Below are 13,969 nucleotides of genomic sequence, written 5' to 3' on the forward strand. Positions count from 1 at the left end.
TCAGCAGTTTTGCCGGCGCTTTCGCCTAAGGCCGCTGCCCTGGCTTCAGACGAACTGCCCTGTGCCGAAAAAGACTGCGATCTGCCCTGGCGGAGTTATCGCTTGACCAGACGGTTTCACGTTTTTCGTGCTGTATGCAAACCATTTTGAAGGAGGATCTCCTAGGCATGAATAAGAAAACTCTCAAAGACATCGACGTAAAAGGCAAAGTTGTATTCTGCCGCGTTGACTTTAACGTTCCAATGAAAGACGGGGAAGTAACAGACGATACACGTATCCGTGCTGCGCTTCCAACAATCAAACACCTTGCAGAACAAGGCGCGAAAGTCCTTCTTGCGAGCCACTTAGGCCGACCGAAAGGCGAAGTGGTTGAGGAGCTTCGTTTAACTCCTGTCGCTGCACGTCTCGGCGAACTGCTTGGCAAACAAGTGAAAAAAGCAGATGAAGCTTACGGCGATGCTGTAAAAGCACAAATTTCTGACATGAAGGACGGAGACGTTCTTGTATTGGAAAACGTACGTTTCTACCCTGGTGAAGAGAAAAATGATCCTGAGCTTGCAAAAGCATTTGCTGAGCTTGCAGATGTATATGTAAATGACGCATTCGGTGCTGCCCACCGTGCTCACGCATCTACAGCTGGAATTGCCGAGCATCTGCCAGCAGTTGCAGGTTTCTTAATGGAAAAAGAGCTTGACGTACTCGGAAAAGCGGTTTCTAACCCTGACCGCCCGTTCACAGCAATCATCGGCGGAGCGAAAGTAAAAGACAAAATCGGTGTGATCGAAAGTCTTCTTGATAAAGTAGACAACCTGATCATCGGCGGAGGTCTTGCTTATACATTCGTTAAAGCGCTTGGCCATGAAGTCGGTAAATCTCTTCTTGAAGAGGATAAAATCGAGCTTGCGAAATCATTTATGGACCGCGCGAAAGAAAAAGGCGTTAACTTCTACATGCCTGAAGATGTACTCGTTGCAGATGATTTCTCTAACGATGCAAACGTGAAAATTGTGCCGATCTCTGAAATCCCTAGTGATTTAGAAGCAATCGACATTGGTACGAAAACACGCGAAACGTATGCTGATGTAATCAAAAACAGCAAACTTGTCGTGTGGAACGGACCGATGGGCGTATTCGAAATCGACTTGTTCGCTCAAGGAACAAAAGCGGTTGCGGAAGCATTGGCAGAGGCGAAAGATACATACTCTGTCATCGGCGGAGGAGACTCTGCGGCAGCGGTTGAAAAATTCGGCCTTGCTGACAAAATGAGCCACATCTCAACAGGCGGCGGCGCATCCCTTGAGTTTATGGAAGGCAAAGAGCTTCCAGGGGTAGCTGCACTTAACGATAAATAATCTCAAAACTGCTATAAGGAAGTGGAACAGATGAGAAAACCAATTATCGCCGGTAACTGGAAAATGAACAAAACACTCGGCGAAGCTGTCAGCTTCGTTGAAGAAGTGAAATCTTCCATTCCAGCAGCAGACAAAGCGGAAGCTGTTGTTTGCGCGCCAGCACTTTTCTTAGAAAAGCTTACTTCTGCTGTTAAAGGCACTGACCTAAAAGTCGGCGCTCAAAACATGCACTTCGAAGAAAGCGGCGCGTTCACAGGCGAAATCAGCCCGGTTGCACTGAAAGACCTTGGCGTTGACTACTGCGTCATCGGCCACTCTGAGCGCCGTGAAATGTTCGCTGAAACTGATGAAACAGTTAACAAAAAAGCACATGCTGCTTTCAAACACGGCATTGTGCCGATCATCTGTGTGGGTGAAACGCTTGAAGAGCGCGAAGCCGGCAAAACAAATGATCTTGTTGCAGACCAAGTGAAAAAAGGCCTTGCTGGTCTTTCTGAAGAACAAGTTGCTGCTTCTGTTATTGCTTATGAGCCAATCTGGGCAATCGGAACAGGCAAATCTTCTACAGCGAAAGATGCGAACGACGTGTGTGCGCATATCCGTAAAACCGTCGCTGAAAGCTTCAGCCAAGAAACTGCAGACAAGCTTCGCATCCAATATGGCGGAAGCGTAAAGCCTGCAAACATTAAAGAATATATGGCAGAGTCCGATATTGACGGTGCTTTGGTCGGCGGCGCGAGCCTTGAGCCACAGTCATTCGTTCAATTATTGGAGGAAGGTCAATATGAGTAAAAAACCAGCTGCACTCATCATTCTTGATGGGTTCGGATTACGAAACGAAACAGTAGGAAACGCAGTCGCTTTAGCGAAAAAACCGAATTTTGACCGCTATTGGAACCAGTATCCACATCAAACATTGACTGCTTCAGGCGAGGCTGTAGGTCTTCCTGACGGACAGATGGGGAACTCCGAAGTAGGTCACTTAAATATCGGTGCGGGACGTATTGTGTACCAAAGCTTAACACGCGTCAATGTTGCCATTCGTGAAGGGGAGTTCGAACGCAATCAAACATTCCTTGACGCGATTAGCAACGCGAAAGAAAACAACAAAGCCCTGCACCTGTTCGGTCTTTTATCAGACGGCGGCGTGCACAGCCATATCAACCATTTATTCGCGCTGTTAAAGCTTGCGAAAAATGAAGGGCTGACAAAGGTTTACATTCATGGTTTCCTTGACGGCCGTGATGTAGGTCCGCAAACAGCGAAAACATACATCAAGCAGCTGAACGATCAAATTGAGGAAATCGGTGTTGGAGAAATCGCCAGCGTTTCCGGACGCTACTACTCAATGGACCGCGACAAACGCTGGGACCGTGTAGAAAAAGCGTACCGCGCAATGGCGTACGGCGAAGGCCCGACATACCGCAGCGCAATGGATGTTGTGGATGATTCATATGCGAATGGTATCTACGATGAATTCGTGATTCCATCCGTCATCACAAAAGAAAACGGTGAACCTGTTGCGAAAATCCAAGATGGCGATTCTGTGATTTTCTATAATTTCAGACCGGACCGCGCCATCCAGATTTCTAACACGTTCACAAACAAAGACTTCCGCGATTTCGACCGCGGCGAGAATTATCCGAAGAACCTGCATTTCGTTTGCCTGACTCACTTCAGTGAATCAGTTGACGGCTATGTGGCGTTTAAACCGATAAATCTTGATAACACAGTCGGAGAAGTATTATCTCAGCACGGATTAAAACAGCTTCGAATTGCAGAAACTGAAAAGTATCCGCACGTCACGTTCTTTATGAGCGGCGGCCGTGAAGCTGAATTCCCGGGTGAAGAGCGTATTCTCATCAACTCGCCGAAAGTTGCAACATATGACTTGAAGCCTGAGATGAGTGCGTATGAAGTGAAGGACGCGTTGGTCAAAGAAATTGAAGCTGACAAGCATGACGCGATCATTCTTAACTTCGCAAACCCTGATATGGTCGGCCACTCCGGAATGGTTGAACCAACAATTAAAGCAATTGAAGCAGTGGACGAATGCTTAGGCGAAGTCGTTGACGCGATTCTCGCTAAAGGCGGACATGCTATCATTACCGCTGATCACGGTAATGCTGACATTCTGATTACAGAATCAGGCGAACCGCACACTGCGCATACGACAAACCCAGTCCCTGTGATTGTAACGAAAGAAGGCATCACGCTGCGTGAAGGCGGAATCCTAGGCGACCTTGCACCAACGTTATTAGACCTTCTCGGTGTTGAAAAACCGAAAGAAATGACAGGAACATCTTTAATTCAAAAATAAGTTGAAATCAAAAGGAGAGACAAAACTCATGCCATACATTGTTGATGTTTATGCACGCGAAGTATTAGACTCCCGCGGCAACCCAACAGTTGAAGTTGAAGTATATACAGAATCAGGAGCTTTCGGCCGCGCATTAGTGCCAAGCGGAGCTTCTACAGGTGAATACGAAGCAGTTGAGCTTCGTGACGGCGATAAAGACCGTTACCTTGGAAAAGGCGTGTTAACAGCTGTTAACAACGTAAACGAAATCATTGCTCCAGAGCTTCTTGGCTTTGATGTAACTGAACAAAACGCAATCGATCAGCTTTTAATCGAGCTTGACGGTACTGAAAACAAAGGCAAACTCGGTGCGAACGCAATCCTTGGCGTATCTATGGCTTGTGCGCGTGCTGCTGCTGATTTCTTACAGATTCCTCTTTACCAATACCTTGGAGGATTCAACTCAAAAACGCTTCCTGTACCGATGATGAACATCGTAAACGGCGGAGAGCATGCTGATAACAACGTGGATATTCAAGAATTCATGATCATGCCTGTAGGTGCTCCTAACTTCCGTGAAGCACTTCGCATGGGCGCTCAAATCTTCCACAGCCTGAAATCAGTTCTTTCTGCTAAAGGAATGAACACAGCTGTAGGCGATGAAGGTGGATTCGCTCCAAACCTTGGTTCTAACGAAGAAGCGCTTCAAACAATCGTTGAAGCAATCGAAAAAGCCGGCTTCAAACCTGGCGAAGAAGTGAAGCTTGCAATGGATGCTGCATCTTCTGAGTTCTACAACAAAGAAGACGGCAAATACCATCTGTCTGGCGAAGGCGTTGTGAAAACATCTGCTGAAATGGTTGACTGGTACGAAGAAATGGTTTCTAAATACCCAATCATCTCTATCGAAGACGGACTTGACGAAAACGACTGGGAAGGCCACAAGCTTCTTACTGAGCGTCTTGGCAAAAAAGTTCAGCTTGTTGGTGATGACCTCTTCGTTACAAACACGAAAAAACTTGCTGAAGGTATCAAAAACGGCGTAGGCAACTCTATCCTGATCAAAGTAAACCAAATCGGTACATTGACTGAAACATTCGATGCGATCGAAATGGCGAAACGCGCAGGCTACACTGCTGTTATCTCTCACCGTTCTGGTGAAACAGAAGACAGCACAATCGCTGACATCGCTGTGGCAACAAACGCAGGACAAATCAAAACAGGTGCTCCGTCTCGTACGGACCGTGTTGCGAAATACAACCAGCTTCTTCGTATCGAAGATCAGTTGGCTGAAACTGCTCAATACCACGGTATTAACTCTTTCTACAACTTAAACAAGTAATAAAATGACCGCCGAGATATGTCTCGGCGGCTTTTTTGTGCTTTTAGAGATCCAAATAAAGCCTCACCATATCACGGCATTGAATGCCGTTTTCAAAGATCTCCTCATCGTAGTGTCTGATAAAAAAATCATGGTCAATTGCTTGAAGGCGAAATCCGCATTTTTGATAAAGCGACAGTTGATGGATGCTGGAATTTCCAGTGCCAATCTCAATCACCTTTGCTCCCATGTGTTTCGCTTTTTCAATGGCGTCGCGGATAAGAAGCTTGCCAATGCCCTGTTTTTGCATTGTTTGTTTTACTGCGATGTTAACGATTTCTGCGGTTTGCGGTCTAGTTGTGATGATCACGTATACACCAGCTAATTCGCCCGATATATAAGCAGTGTAGCATTCTCCTCTGGCAATGTATTCATCAACAATCTCTTTTGAAGGGTCGGCGAGCAGCAGAAGCTCATACAGCGCTTGATCATGGTTTATTGCTTTTTGAATGGTGAGATGTTGCATCGTCATTCCACCTTTTCATATGTTTATAGAGATATTTTCGTGATTTCCTCCAATTTCATACCATTCTATTATAAAATATGTAACATAGGAAATATGTACAAAATAGTGGATAACAAATAGGAGGAAAGTCACATGTTTTGTAAGGAATGCGGTCAAAAAAATAATGAAGGGGCCAAGTTTTGTAAAGAATGCGGCACCCCGATTGGAGGGAGCAGCAGACAGGTACAAAAAGAAACAGCAAGCACTGCTGAAACGAGGCAGGCTCCGCGAAAACCAATCCCTAAGAAAACCATCATTTTATGGAGCAGCATTGCCGCAGCGTGCGTCATATTATTTGCCGCATATAAAACCGGAGCGTACTTTACTTCAAAGGATAGGTTAGTCGACAAGTTTGAACAGGCTATAAATGATGAGGATAAAGACCAAATCGCGTCTCTCCTTACGCCGGTAAATGACAAGCTTAAGCTTACTAAAAATAATGTAAAACCGTTTCTTACATATTTAAAGGATCATCCTGACAAAAAAGATGAGCTTTTTGCATCACTGCGTGCTGAAACACCTCAAAAGGATATCGTATACGCAGAGAAAGACGGAAAAAGCCTGCTGATATTTGATCATTATGACTTAAAGATAGCACCTGTTTATTTTGAAGTGACCAGCAATTATAAAAATACCGATCTATATGTCAATAAAGAGGATGCCGGATCTGTAAAGAAAGCGGATCAAGCACAAACCCTCGGACCGTACATTCCCGGAGAATATACAGTCTCAGCCAAACTGAAAAACGATGTAGTCGATCTTGTGAAAAAGGAAGACATTCAGGCGGTTGGCGATAACAGCTTTCGTGTGGATCTCTCATTGGAAGCAGACGATGTGACATTCAGGTTAGCGGATGACATCAAGAGCGGGAAGGGAGATTTGCTGATTAACGGCAAATCGATTCATAAAGACCCGTTCAAATCCGTAACTTACGGTCCGCTTCTGACAGACGGATCAATGACGGCTGCGGTCGAAGCGGAATTTCCGTGGGGAAAAACAAAAACAGAGGGCGTTCCGATCGATCATAAAGATATGGAGTTAACATTAATTCCTGATCAAGATACACAGGAAACGATTATGAACACGATTGTCAAAGCCACTAAGCAGTACTCCAAAGCGCTATCTGACGGGAATACAGCCCAGATGACAGAGGCGAGTGCCAAATGGAAGGCAAAGACGAAGGATACCGTCGATTCTATGAAAAACACGGATTCATATTTAAAAGACAAGTACTTAGAAACTGATTTTGACCTGGATACATTCGCGCTCTCTCAGGAAAATGACGGGACGTGGCAGGTATCGGTAATAGGGAAAGAACTTCACCAGTCTTCATCATATAACGACTATTCAAAACCCGAAATGACTGATGACAGCCCGAGTTACGAATATCTCCTTTCATATGATAAAAAACAGAAAAAGTGGATTTTCGAAGATACAGAATCAACATTCGAATCTGCCGGAACAAATTCAAAGAAAATCAAAAATGATAAACCGGAGACATACACATCCGCCTGGGCAGGCTCGAAAAACAAAAACAGTGAAAGCTCTGCAAGCGGTGATGTTACAGATGAACAAGTGACATTATTTATGGGCAGTTATCTGCAAAGTCAGGCAGATGCCGTCAATCAAAATAATTTCTCACTGATGGCAGACAGCCTTGAAAAAGGCAGTTCCCTTTATTCCGACCAGCAGCATCTCGTAACGAAATTAAATAAAGAGGGGACAACAGAAGACTTTAATAACTATAAAGTGAAAAGCTGGAGTCAAAATGGATCAGCGATTACGATTAAGACGTATGAAGAATTCTATATCACAAAATCAGGCGGCAGTCCAAAGCTTAGAACATATAACTGGACCTATACCGGTACAGTGAAGGACGGAAGAATTTATTTAACATCGATTCAATAAAAAACACCCCTATCACCAGCAGGTGATGGGGGTTGTTTTTTAAAAGAACATATAACGGAAAATCTCTTTAATATAGTGTTCGATAATAAGCTGAAATGTAACGCAGGTGATCAGATAAATCACAATCGTTGAGTAAATAATATCAACCTTTCCTTTATATGAATGCTGGTAACTGCTCAGCATTGCAGGAGGAATGGCAAAGAATGCACCGATTAAACCAACGGCTAACACGGTGAAGCAAATGTCTGTTTGTAATAAAAATAATAAAAGGGCAAGAATCAAAATAGCTGTAAACGGAATGAGAAACGCACCAAATCTGGAAAATGAATCTTTAAAAGATACTTGGTTTCCCGCGAGTTTCAAGGCGAAAAAGATCAATGCATGCAAACCGAAAATAAACAGGGCAAAGTAAATGGTTGGCTCTAAAAAGACTGCTGTAAAGCTTACGCTTCCGGGACCGTCTGAAAAAAGAGTATAAAACATCAAAGGGGTCAGCAAACTGAATAGAACCATCGTAATCACCGCGCTGATCAGCTGTTCTCCGCCTGTTGTTTTACATTCCTGATAAGGGCGTTTCAGGACGGCCAGGACAAAAGAACCGAACTGCTTTGCCGCTTGTTTTGCAGCGGCTCCGGTTTGAACTGCCTGCTGCTGGCCTGATTGACCAGGGAGCGGCGATCCGCATTTCTCACAAAACTTTCCGCCATCTGTTTGATGGCCGCATTGAGGACAATACATAAGATAACTCCTTTATCTGTAATATAGGGAAAATAGACTAATAGTTTTATTATAAAAGAAAAAAGTTGTAAAGTAACCAATATTCATACAAAAATACCACATAAAAAAAGACACGAGCCTAATACCAGCTGTGTCTTTTTTTATGCTAGTTATTCACATATTTCTCAAATACATCTCCAAAATCCTTAATATGATACTGCGAGCGAACGGATGTCAGCCATGTGAATCCGAATTCAGTCAGCTCTTTATATTGCGTTTCAATATTGACGTGCTCGGGGCGGGTATGGTGAAGAATCGTCACGGCTTTATCCAAGCTTTGTTCCGCTTGATTGATTAAAATATCATTTTCATAGGTTGTTTCAGCGATGCGAAGCAGTGCTTTATAAAGGTCTTTTAACTTTTCAATTTGGTCTTTGTGCACATCGATGTCGAATTGTTCACCGCCCAGCTTGAACTTAATCTCAACATCCAAATCGACTTTTCCGGCAGTTTCCAGAAAAACATCAGAGATTTTATATTGCGAATAAGGATAGCGTTTCAACGTTCGTTTTGAGGAAGTGGCGCGTGCGCCGTCTACATGGATCAGAGCCAGATTCGTAAAGCAGTATTCGTCTGCTTTCGTTTTAATCAAGAAATAAATTTTTTCATTGTCTTCATGCATGACATAGTCATCAGCATCTGTTTTGTCATAATCCTGAGGTTCGATAATTTTTCCGATATCAGATAAGCCCAGTGCATCTGCTGCAATTTTTTTGAACATCTGTATACGTCCTTCCTATTCCATTTGTCACTTCATTGTAGCATGGAGCGTTTCTGACAGGCTATAAACGTTTATTGAGAAATCGCCTCAAGGTACTAGGGTGGAGAATATTTCTTTTTCCTATGCAGATACTGATAAAATCCTAAAACTAAATTTTAGGATTTCATTAACAAAAGAAAGCAGTTCCCCTACTTCAGGGAACTGCTTTCTTTCGTTCTAGGCACGTATTGAAAGACTTCCTCACTCTCAAAGAATTCAATCAATCTGCTCAGCCAGTCATAGTAATGGAGCCATTCTCTTAATTCATTCAGCAACTGATTGACTTTCTCTTCCGCTTCCGGGGTTAGCCCGTCCCTTTGTAAAAGATCAGTCAGCTCCCGGTTTAATTTTTTATACAGCACTTTGTTTTTGCTTACGACCTTTGTCCAGTTCGCCGCAAATAAAGAAATGAAGGTTTGATAATAATCCTGCTCGACGTCATATAGGTCTTTTCGTACGCCTTTTTCAAACACCTTTTCGGCAATATTGGCATCGATCATTTCGCGGACAACTTGGCTCATCCGTGTTTTGCTCATGCCTGTTGCCTCCGAGAGCTCGCTTAAGGTCATCGGTTTTCGATTCATATAGATAATTCCAAGCACACGCCCGACAGTTGAAGGCATTCCAAACGTATGCATATTTTCGGCAATCTTCTCAATGAGATGCTCTTCAGCATGTTCAATGATGTCGAGAGCAGTTTTTTCCACAGCTGATCATCCCTTCAAATGGCAATTGATGGTGTCAATATAACATATTTCTGCCAGTTGTTGAAAATAGCTGAATACAGAGGAAGAGGGAGGGATCCGGCGTAATTGTAAGAACACCCTCTCCGTCTTGGTCATAACAATAAATAACCTGTAAATAACATATAATTTCAACACATTGTAAACTTTTTATTTTACAAAGTTCAAACTATAATAAGGATTATACTTTTCAGAAAATTTAAAGGAAACCTGCGGAGGTGCACGGATTGCTGAAATTGGAACAAGTATCAAAAGTATATAAAGGCGGCAAAAAAGCTGTGAACAGCATTGATTTAGATATTGCCAAGGGCGAATTTATCTGTTTTATCGGCCCGAGCGGCTGCGGAAAAACGACGACGATGAAAATGATTAATAGATTGATTGAACCATCGTCAGGAAAGATCTTTATTGACGGAGAAAATATTATGGAACAGGATCCGGTTGAACTGAGGAGAAAAATCGGTTATGTGATTCAGCAGATTGGTTTATTCCCCCATATGACCATCCAGCAGAACATCTCACTCGTACCGAAACTGCTGAAATGGCCTGAAGAAAAACGGAAAGAACGGGCGAGAGAGCTGTTAAAGCTAGTCGATATGGGCCCGGAATATTTAGACCGTTATCCCCATGAGCTCAGCGGCGGACAGCAGCAAAGAATCGGTGTGCTGCGCGCATTGGCTGCGGAACCCCCACTCATTTTGATGGATGAACCGTTCGGAGCGCTTGATCCGATTACGCGTGATTCCCTTCAGGAAGAATTCAAAAAACTGCAGAGAACCTTAAATAAAACGATTGTGTTTGTAACCCACGATATGGATGAAGCGATTAAGCTTGCTGACCGGATCGTGATTTTAAAAGCGGGAGAAATCGTTCAAGTCGGCACACCTGATGAGATTCTCCGGAACCCGGCAAATGAATTTGTTGAAGAATTTATCGGGAAAGAACGCCTGATCCAGTCAAGGCCGGATATCGAGCGGGTTGAGCAAATGATGAACAGAACGCCAGTGACGGTGTCAGCGGACAAAACGCTTTCCCAGGCGATCCAGCTAATGAGAGAAAAACGTGTCGATTCACTGCTCGTTGTAGACCGGCAAAATGTGCTGAAGGGCTATGTTGATGTGGAAATGATAGATCAAAACCGCAAAAAAGCGAGCGTCGTTGGCGATGTATACCGCTCCGATATATATACCGTGCAAAAAGGGGCGCTTCTTCGCGATACGGTCCGAAAAATCTTGAAGCAGGGCATCAAGTATGTTCCTGTGGTGGATGAGGAGAACCATTTAGCAGGAATTGTGACGAGAGCAAGCCTTGTTGATATCGTATACGATTCCATATGGGGCGAGGAAGACCAGCTCATGACGATCTGACCAGGGGAGGAGCTCTATTAGGATGAATCAAATGATGACTTTTTTGCAAACGAACGGCGGAGAGCTGTTGTATAAAACAGGAGAACATTTATATATTTCACTCATTGCCGTTGTATTGGGCATTATCGTTGCAGTGCCGCTCGGTGTTGCTCTCACTAGAATGAAAAAAGGCGCAGGCACGGTTATAGGCGTGGTCAACATTGTGCAAACCCTGCCGAGTCTGGCGATTTTAGCCTTTTTTATTCCGCTTCTCGGCGTAGGAAAAGTGCCTGCGATTGTCGCTTTATTTTTCTATTCGGTGCTGCCGATCCTGCGCAATACGTATACCGGTATCAAAGGTGTCAACAAAAATCTGCTGGAATCGGGTAAAGGGATCGGTATGACCGGATGGGAGCAGATTCGGCTCGTCGAAATCCCGCTGGCGATTCCGATCATTATGGCGGGAATCCGCACGTCAACGATCTATTTAATCGGCTGGGCGACACTTGCCTCTTTTATCGGGGGCGGCGGTCTCGGTGATTACATTTTTATCGGCTTGAACCTGTATCAGCCTGAATATATTATTGGCGGCGCCGTGCCGGTCACGATCCTGGCGATTATTATTGATTATGTGCTGGCCGTGACAGAACGAAAGGTGACGCCGAAAGGATTGCAAGGGATGAAGGAAGTTTCGTAAGGAGTTGGCTCTGTTGAAAACAAAAAAAATCAAATGGCTCGGCGCGCTCGCTCTCGCCTTTGTCCTGCTGCTGAGCGGCTGTTCTCTGCCGGGGCTTGGCGGCGCTTCAGACGATACGATCAAAATCGGGGCGCAAAGCATGACAGAATCAGAAATTTTAGCGAATATGATGGCGCAGCTTATTGAACATGATACAGATTTGAATACCGCTTTAGTGAAAAATCTCGGGTCAAACTATGTTCAGCACCAAGCGATGCTCGGCGGTGACATTGATATTTCTGCCACGCGCTATTCCGGGACGGATTTAACAAGCACCCTCGGCAAGGAAGCGGAAAAAGATCCAAAAAAAGCGCTGAAGATTGTGCAGAATGAATTTGAAAAACGCTTTGCTTATAAATGGTTTGATTCCTACGGATTTGATAACACATATGCCTTTACCGTGACAAAAAAGTTTGCGGAAAAGGAGCAAATCAACACCGTGTCTGACCTGAAGAAAAACGCTTCCCAATATAAACTGGGCGTCGACAATGCCTGGCTGAAACGGAAAGGCGACGGGTATAAAGGCTTTGTCAGCACGTACGGATTTGAGTTCGGCACAACCTATCCGATGCAGATCGGGCTTGTCTATGACGCAGTCAAAAACGGGAAAATGGACGCTGTTCTGGCTTATTCAACAGACGGACGGATTAAAGCCTATGATCTGAAAATCTTAAAAGACGATAAACGTTTTTTCCCGCCGTATGACTGTTCACCGGTGATTCCGGAAAAGGTGCTTAAGGAGCATCCGGAGCTTGAAGGCGTTATAAATAAGCTGATTGGGCAAATCGATACGGAAACGATGCAGGAGCTTAACTATGAGGTGGATGGCAAGCTGAAGGAGCCGTCTGTCGTAGCAAAGGAATTTTTAGAGAAACATCATTATTTTGATTAAGAAAAGAGGCAGATTATATGGAAGTACTACAGCAGCTAGGCACTTACTATTCGCAAAACGGCGGTTACGTGCTGCAGGAGTTTTACCGCCATTTTCTGATGTCGGTGTACGGCGTTTTGTTTGCCGCCATTGTTGGGATTCCGCTCGGCATCCTGATAGCCAGGTACAGAACATTAAGCGGATGGATTTTTGCGGTGACGAACGTCATTCAGACCATCCCGGCTCTCGCCATGCTCGCCGTGCTGATGCTTGTCATGGGGCTGGGCGCTAATACGGTGATATTGTCATTATTTCTGTATTCTCTTCTGCCGATTATCAGAAATACGTATACAGGCATTATCAGCATTGAACACGCTTATCTTGAATCCGGAAAAGCGATGGGAATGACAAAATTTCAAGTCCTTCGGATGGTCGAGCTTCCGCTTGCGCTTTCTGTCATTATGGCCGGCCTCCGCACCGCCCTTGTCATCGCCATCGGGATTACGGCCATCGGGACATTTGTCGGTGCAGGCGGTCTCGGAGATATCATCGTCAGGGGATCAAACGCAACAAACGGAACCGCGATTATATTAGCGGGCGCAATCCCCACGGCTCTGATGGCGGTGATAGCCGATTTGGTCATGGGCTGGATTGAGCGCGCGTTAAGCCCGATTAAAAAGAAAAAGAAGAAAAACCTGGCCGGCGCCGCATAAGAAAAAACGCCTTGTGAATGACAGGGCGTTTTTTTACGGCTTCGGCACATATTTAAAAATCTCTTCGCTCTCAAAAAACTCAATCAAACGGCTGAGCCAATTATAATAATCGAGCCATTCCTTTAGTTCCTTCAGCAGCTCATTCACTTTTTCTTCCGCTTCAGGGGTAAGCTCTTCATCCAAGACGCTGAGCAGCTCCCGATTGAGTTTTTTGTGCATCATTTTGTTTTTGCTGACGACTTTGCTCCAAGTGGCTGAAAACAGCGTGATAAACGTTTGGTAGTAATCCTGCTCAACCTCATATAAATCTTTTCGCACGCCCTTTTCGAACACTTTCTCGGCGATGTTGGCATCAAGCATTTCCCGCACAACCTGGCTCATGCGTGTTTTGCTCATGCCGGTCGCTTCAGATAATTCGGCCAGCGTCATCGGTTTTCGATTCATATAAATAATGCCCAGCACACGTCCGACGGTAGAGGGCATTCCAAATGCATGCATGTTTTCCGCGATTCTTTCTATTAAATGGTCCTCAGCTTGTTCAATGATCGTTATCGGATCTTTCTCCAACGGTTTCAATC

The 13,969-nt window shown here is 44.5% G+C and carries 14 protein-coding genes; 9 read left to right on the forward strand and 5 right to left on the reverse strand.

Annotated elements, in window-relative coordinates:
• The first annotated feature begins 167 nt into the window (after nucleotides 1-167).
• From LWH95_RS00895 to eno, 4 genes are read left to right on the forward strand one after another with little or no spacing between them, the layout of a single operon-like run.
• Nucleotides 168-1,352 (forward strand): phosphoglycerate kinase, encoded by a 1,185-nt coding sequence (locus tag LWH95_RS00895; RefSeq protein ID WP_003235216.1) that lies wholly within the window; start codon nucleotides 168-170, stop codon nucleotides 1,350-1,352.
• Between the two features lie 30 nt (nucleotides 1,353-1,382).
• The gene (tpiA, locus tag LWH95_RS00900) at nucleotides 1,383-2,144 is read left to right on the forward strand and encodes a triose-phosphate isomerase (protein WP_003235214.1); all 762 of its coding nucleotides are present in this window, start codon (nucleotides 1,383-1,385) and stop codon (nucleotides 2,142-2,144) included.
• Nucleotides 2,137-3,672 (forward strand): 2,3-bisphosphoglycerate-independent phosphoglycerate mutase, encoded by a 1,536-nt coding sequence (gpmI, locus tag LWH95_RS00905; protein WP_225514622.1) that lies wholly within the window; start codon nucleotides 2,137-2,139, stop codon nucleotides 3,670-3,672. Before tpiA ends, gpmI begins: the two co-directional genes overlap by 8 nt.
• Before the next feature lie 28 nt (nucleotides 3,673-3,700).
• Entirely contained in the window at nucleotides 3,701-4,993 is a 1,293-nt protein-coding gene (eno, locus tag LWH95_RS00910) for a phosphopyruvate hydratase (RefSeq protein ID WP_003235209.1), read from the forward strand.
• Between the two features lie 43 nt (nucleotides 4,994-5,036).
• Here eno and LWH95_RS00915 read toward each other — a convergent pair whose 3' ends face one another.
• Nucleotides 5,037-5,498, reverse strand: a complete 462-nt coding sequence (locus LWH95_RS00915) for a GNAT family N-acetyltransferase (protein WP_003235206.1) — start codon at nucleotides 5,496-5,498, stop codon at nucleotides 5,037-5,039.
• A 132-nt stretch (nucleotides 5,499-5,630) separates the two neighbouring features.
• On the opposite strand from LWH95_RS00915, the gene LWH95_RS00920 reads away from it, so the two are divergent.
• Nucleotides 5,631-7,445 (forward strand): zinc ribbon domain-containing protein, encoded by a 1,815-nt coding sequence (locus LWH95_RS00920; protein WP_232918773.1) that lies wholly within the window; start codon nucleotides 5,631-5,633, stop codon nucleotides 7,443-7,445.
• Nucleotides 7,446-7,484: 39 nt separating this feature from the next.
• Here LWH95_RS00920 and LWH95_RS00925 read toward each other — a convergent pair whose 3' ends face one another.
• From LWH95_RS00925 to opcR, 3 genes are all read right to left on the reverse strand, one after another.
• Nucleotides 7,485-8,183 carry a zinc ribbon domain-containing protein gene (locus LWH95_RS00925; RefSeq protein WP_232918774.1) on the reverse strand — a complete coding sequence of 233 codons (699 nt, stop codon included), beginning with the start codon at nucleotides 8,181-8,183 and terminating at the stop codon, nucleotides 7,485-7,487.
• Nucleotides 8,184-8,328: 145 nt separating this feature from the next.
• On the reverse strand, nucleotides 8,329-8,943 hold the full coding sequence (locus LWH95_RS00930) for a PH domain-containing protein (RefSeq protein ID WP_148982585.1): 615 nt from the start codon (nucleotides 8,941-8,943) through the stop codon (nucleotides 8,329-8,331).
• Nucleotides 8,944-9,131: 188 nt separating this feature from the next.
• Nucleotides 9,132-9,689: an opuC operon transcriptional regulator OpcR gene (opcR, locus tag LWH95_RS00935; protein WP_133485982.1), complete on the reverse strand. Its 558-nt coding sequence runs from the start codon at nucleotides 9,687-9,689 to the stop codon at nucleotides 9,132-9,134.
• Nucleotides 9,690-9,952: 263 nt separating this feature from the next.
• Between opcR and opuCA the strand changes: the two genes are divergently transcribed.
• Genes opuCA through opuCD form a run of 4 tightly spaced genes read left to right on the forward strand, consistent with a single transcriptional unit; the run spans nucleotide 9,953 to nucleotide 13,391 of the window.
• Nucleotides 9,953-11,092: an osmoprotectant ABC transporter ATP-binding protein OpuCA gene (opuCA, locus tag LWH95_RS00940; RefSeq protein WP_003235198.1), complete on the forward strand. Its 1,140-nt coding sequence runs from the start codon at nucleotides 9,953-9,955 to the stop codon at nucleotides 11,090-11,092.
• Nucleotides 11,093-11,114: 22 nt separating this feature from the next.
• Entirely contained in the window at nucleotides 11,115-11,768 is a 654-nt protein-coding gene (gene opuCB / locus LWH95_RS00945; RefSeq protein ID WP_003235195.1) for a glycine betaine/carnitine/choline/choline sulfate ABC transporter permease OpuCB, read from the forward strand.
• Between the two features lie 13 nt (nucleotides 11,769-11,781).
• Nucleotides 11,782-12,699 (forward strand): osmoprotectant ABC transporter substrate-binding lipoprotein OpuCC, encoded by a 918-nt coding sequence (gene opuCC / locus LWH95_RS00950; protein WP_119914288.1) that lies wholly within the window; start codon nucleotides 11,782-11,784, stop codon nucleotides 12,697-12,699.
• Nucleotides 12,700-12,716: 17 nt separating this feature from the next.
• Entirely contained in the window at nucleotides 12,717-13,391 is a 675-nt protein-coding gene (gene opuCD, locus LWH95_RS00955) for a glycine betaine/carnitine/choline/choline sulfate ABC transporter permease OpuCD (protein ID WP_148982587.1), read from the forward strand.
• Between the two features lie 33 nt (nucleotides 13,392-13,424).
• Here the strand turns inward: opuCD and LWH95_RS00960 are convergent, their stop codons facing one another.
• Complete coding sequence (locus LWH95_RS00960) at nucleotides 13,425-13,958, reverse strand: GbsR/MarR family transcriptional regulator (RefSeq protein WP_148983426.1); 534 nt, start codon at nucleotides 13,956-13,958, stop codon at nucleotides 13,425-13,427.
• Between the last annotated feature and the right edge of the window lie 11 nt (nucleotides 13,959-13,969).

Origin of the sequence: Bacillus sp. G16 (assembly GCF_021282335.1) — a bacterium.
Classification (GTDB): Bacteria; Bacillota; Bacilli; order Bacillales; family Bacillaceae; genus Bacillus; species Bacillus inaquosorum.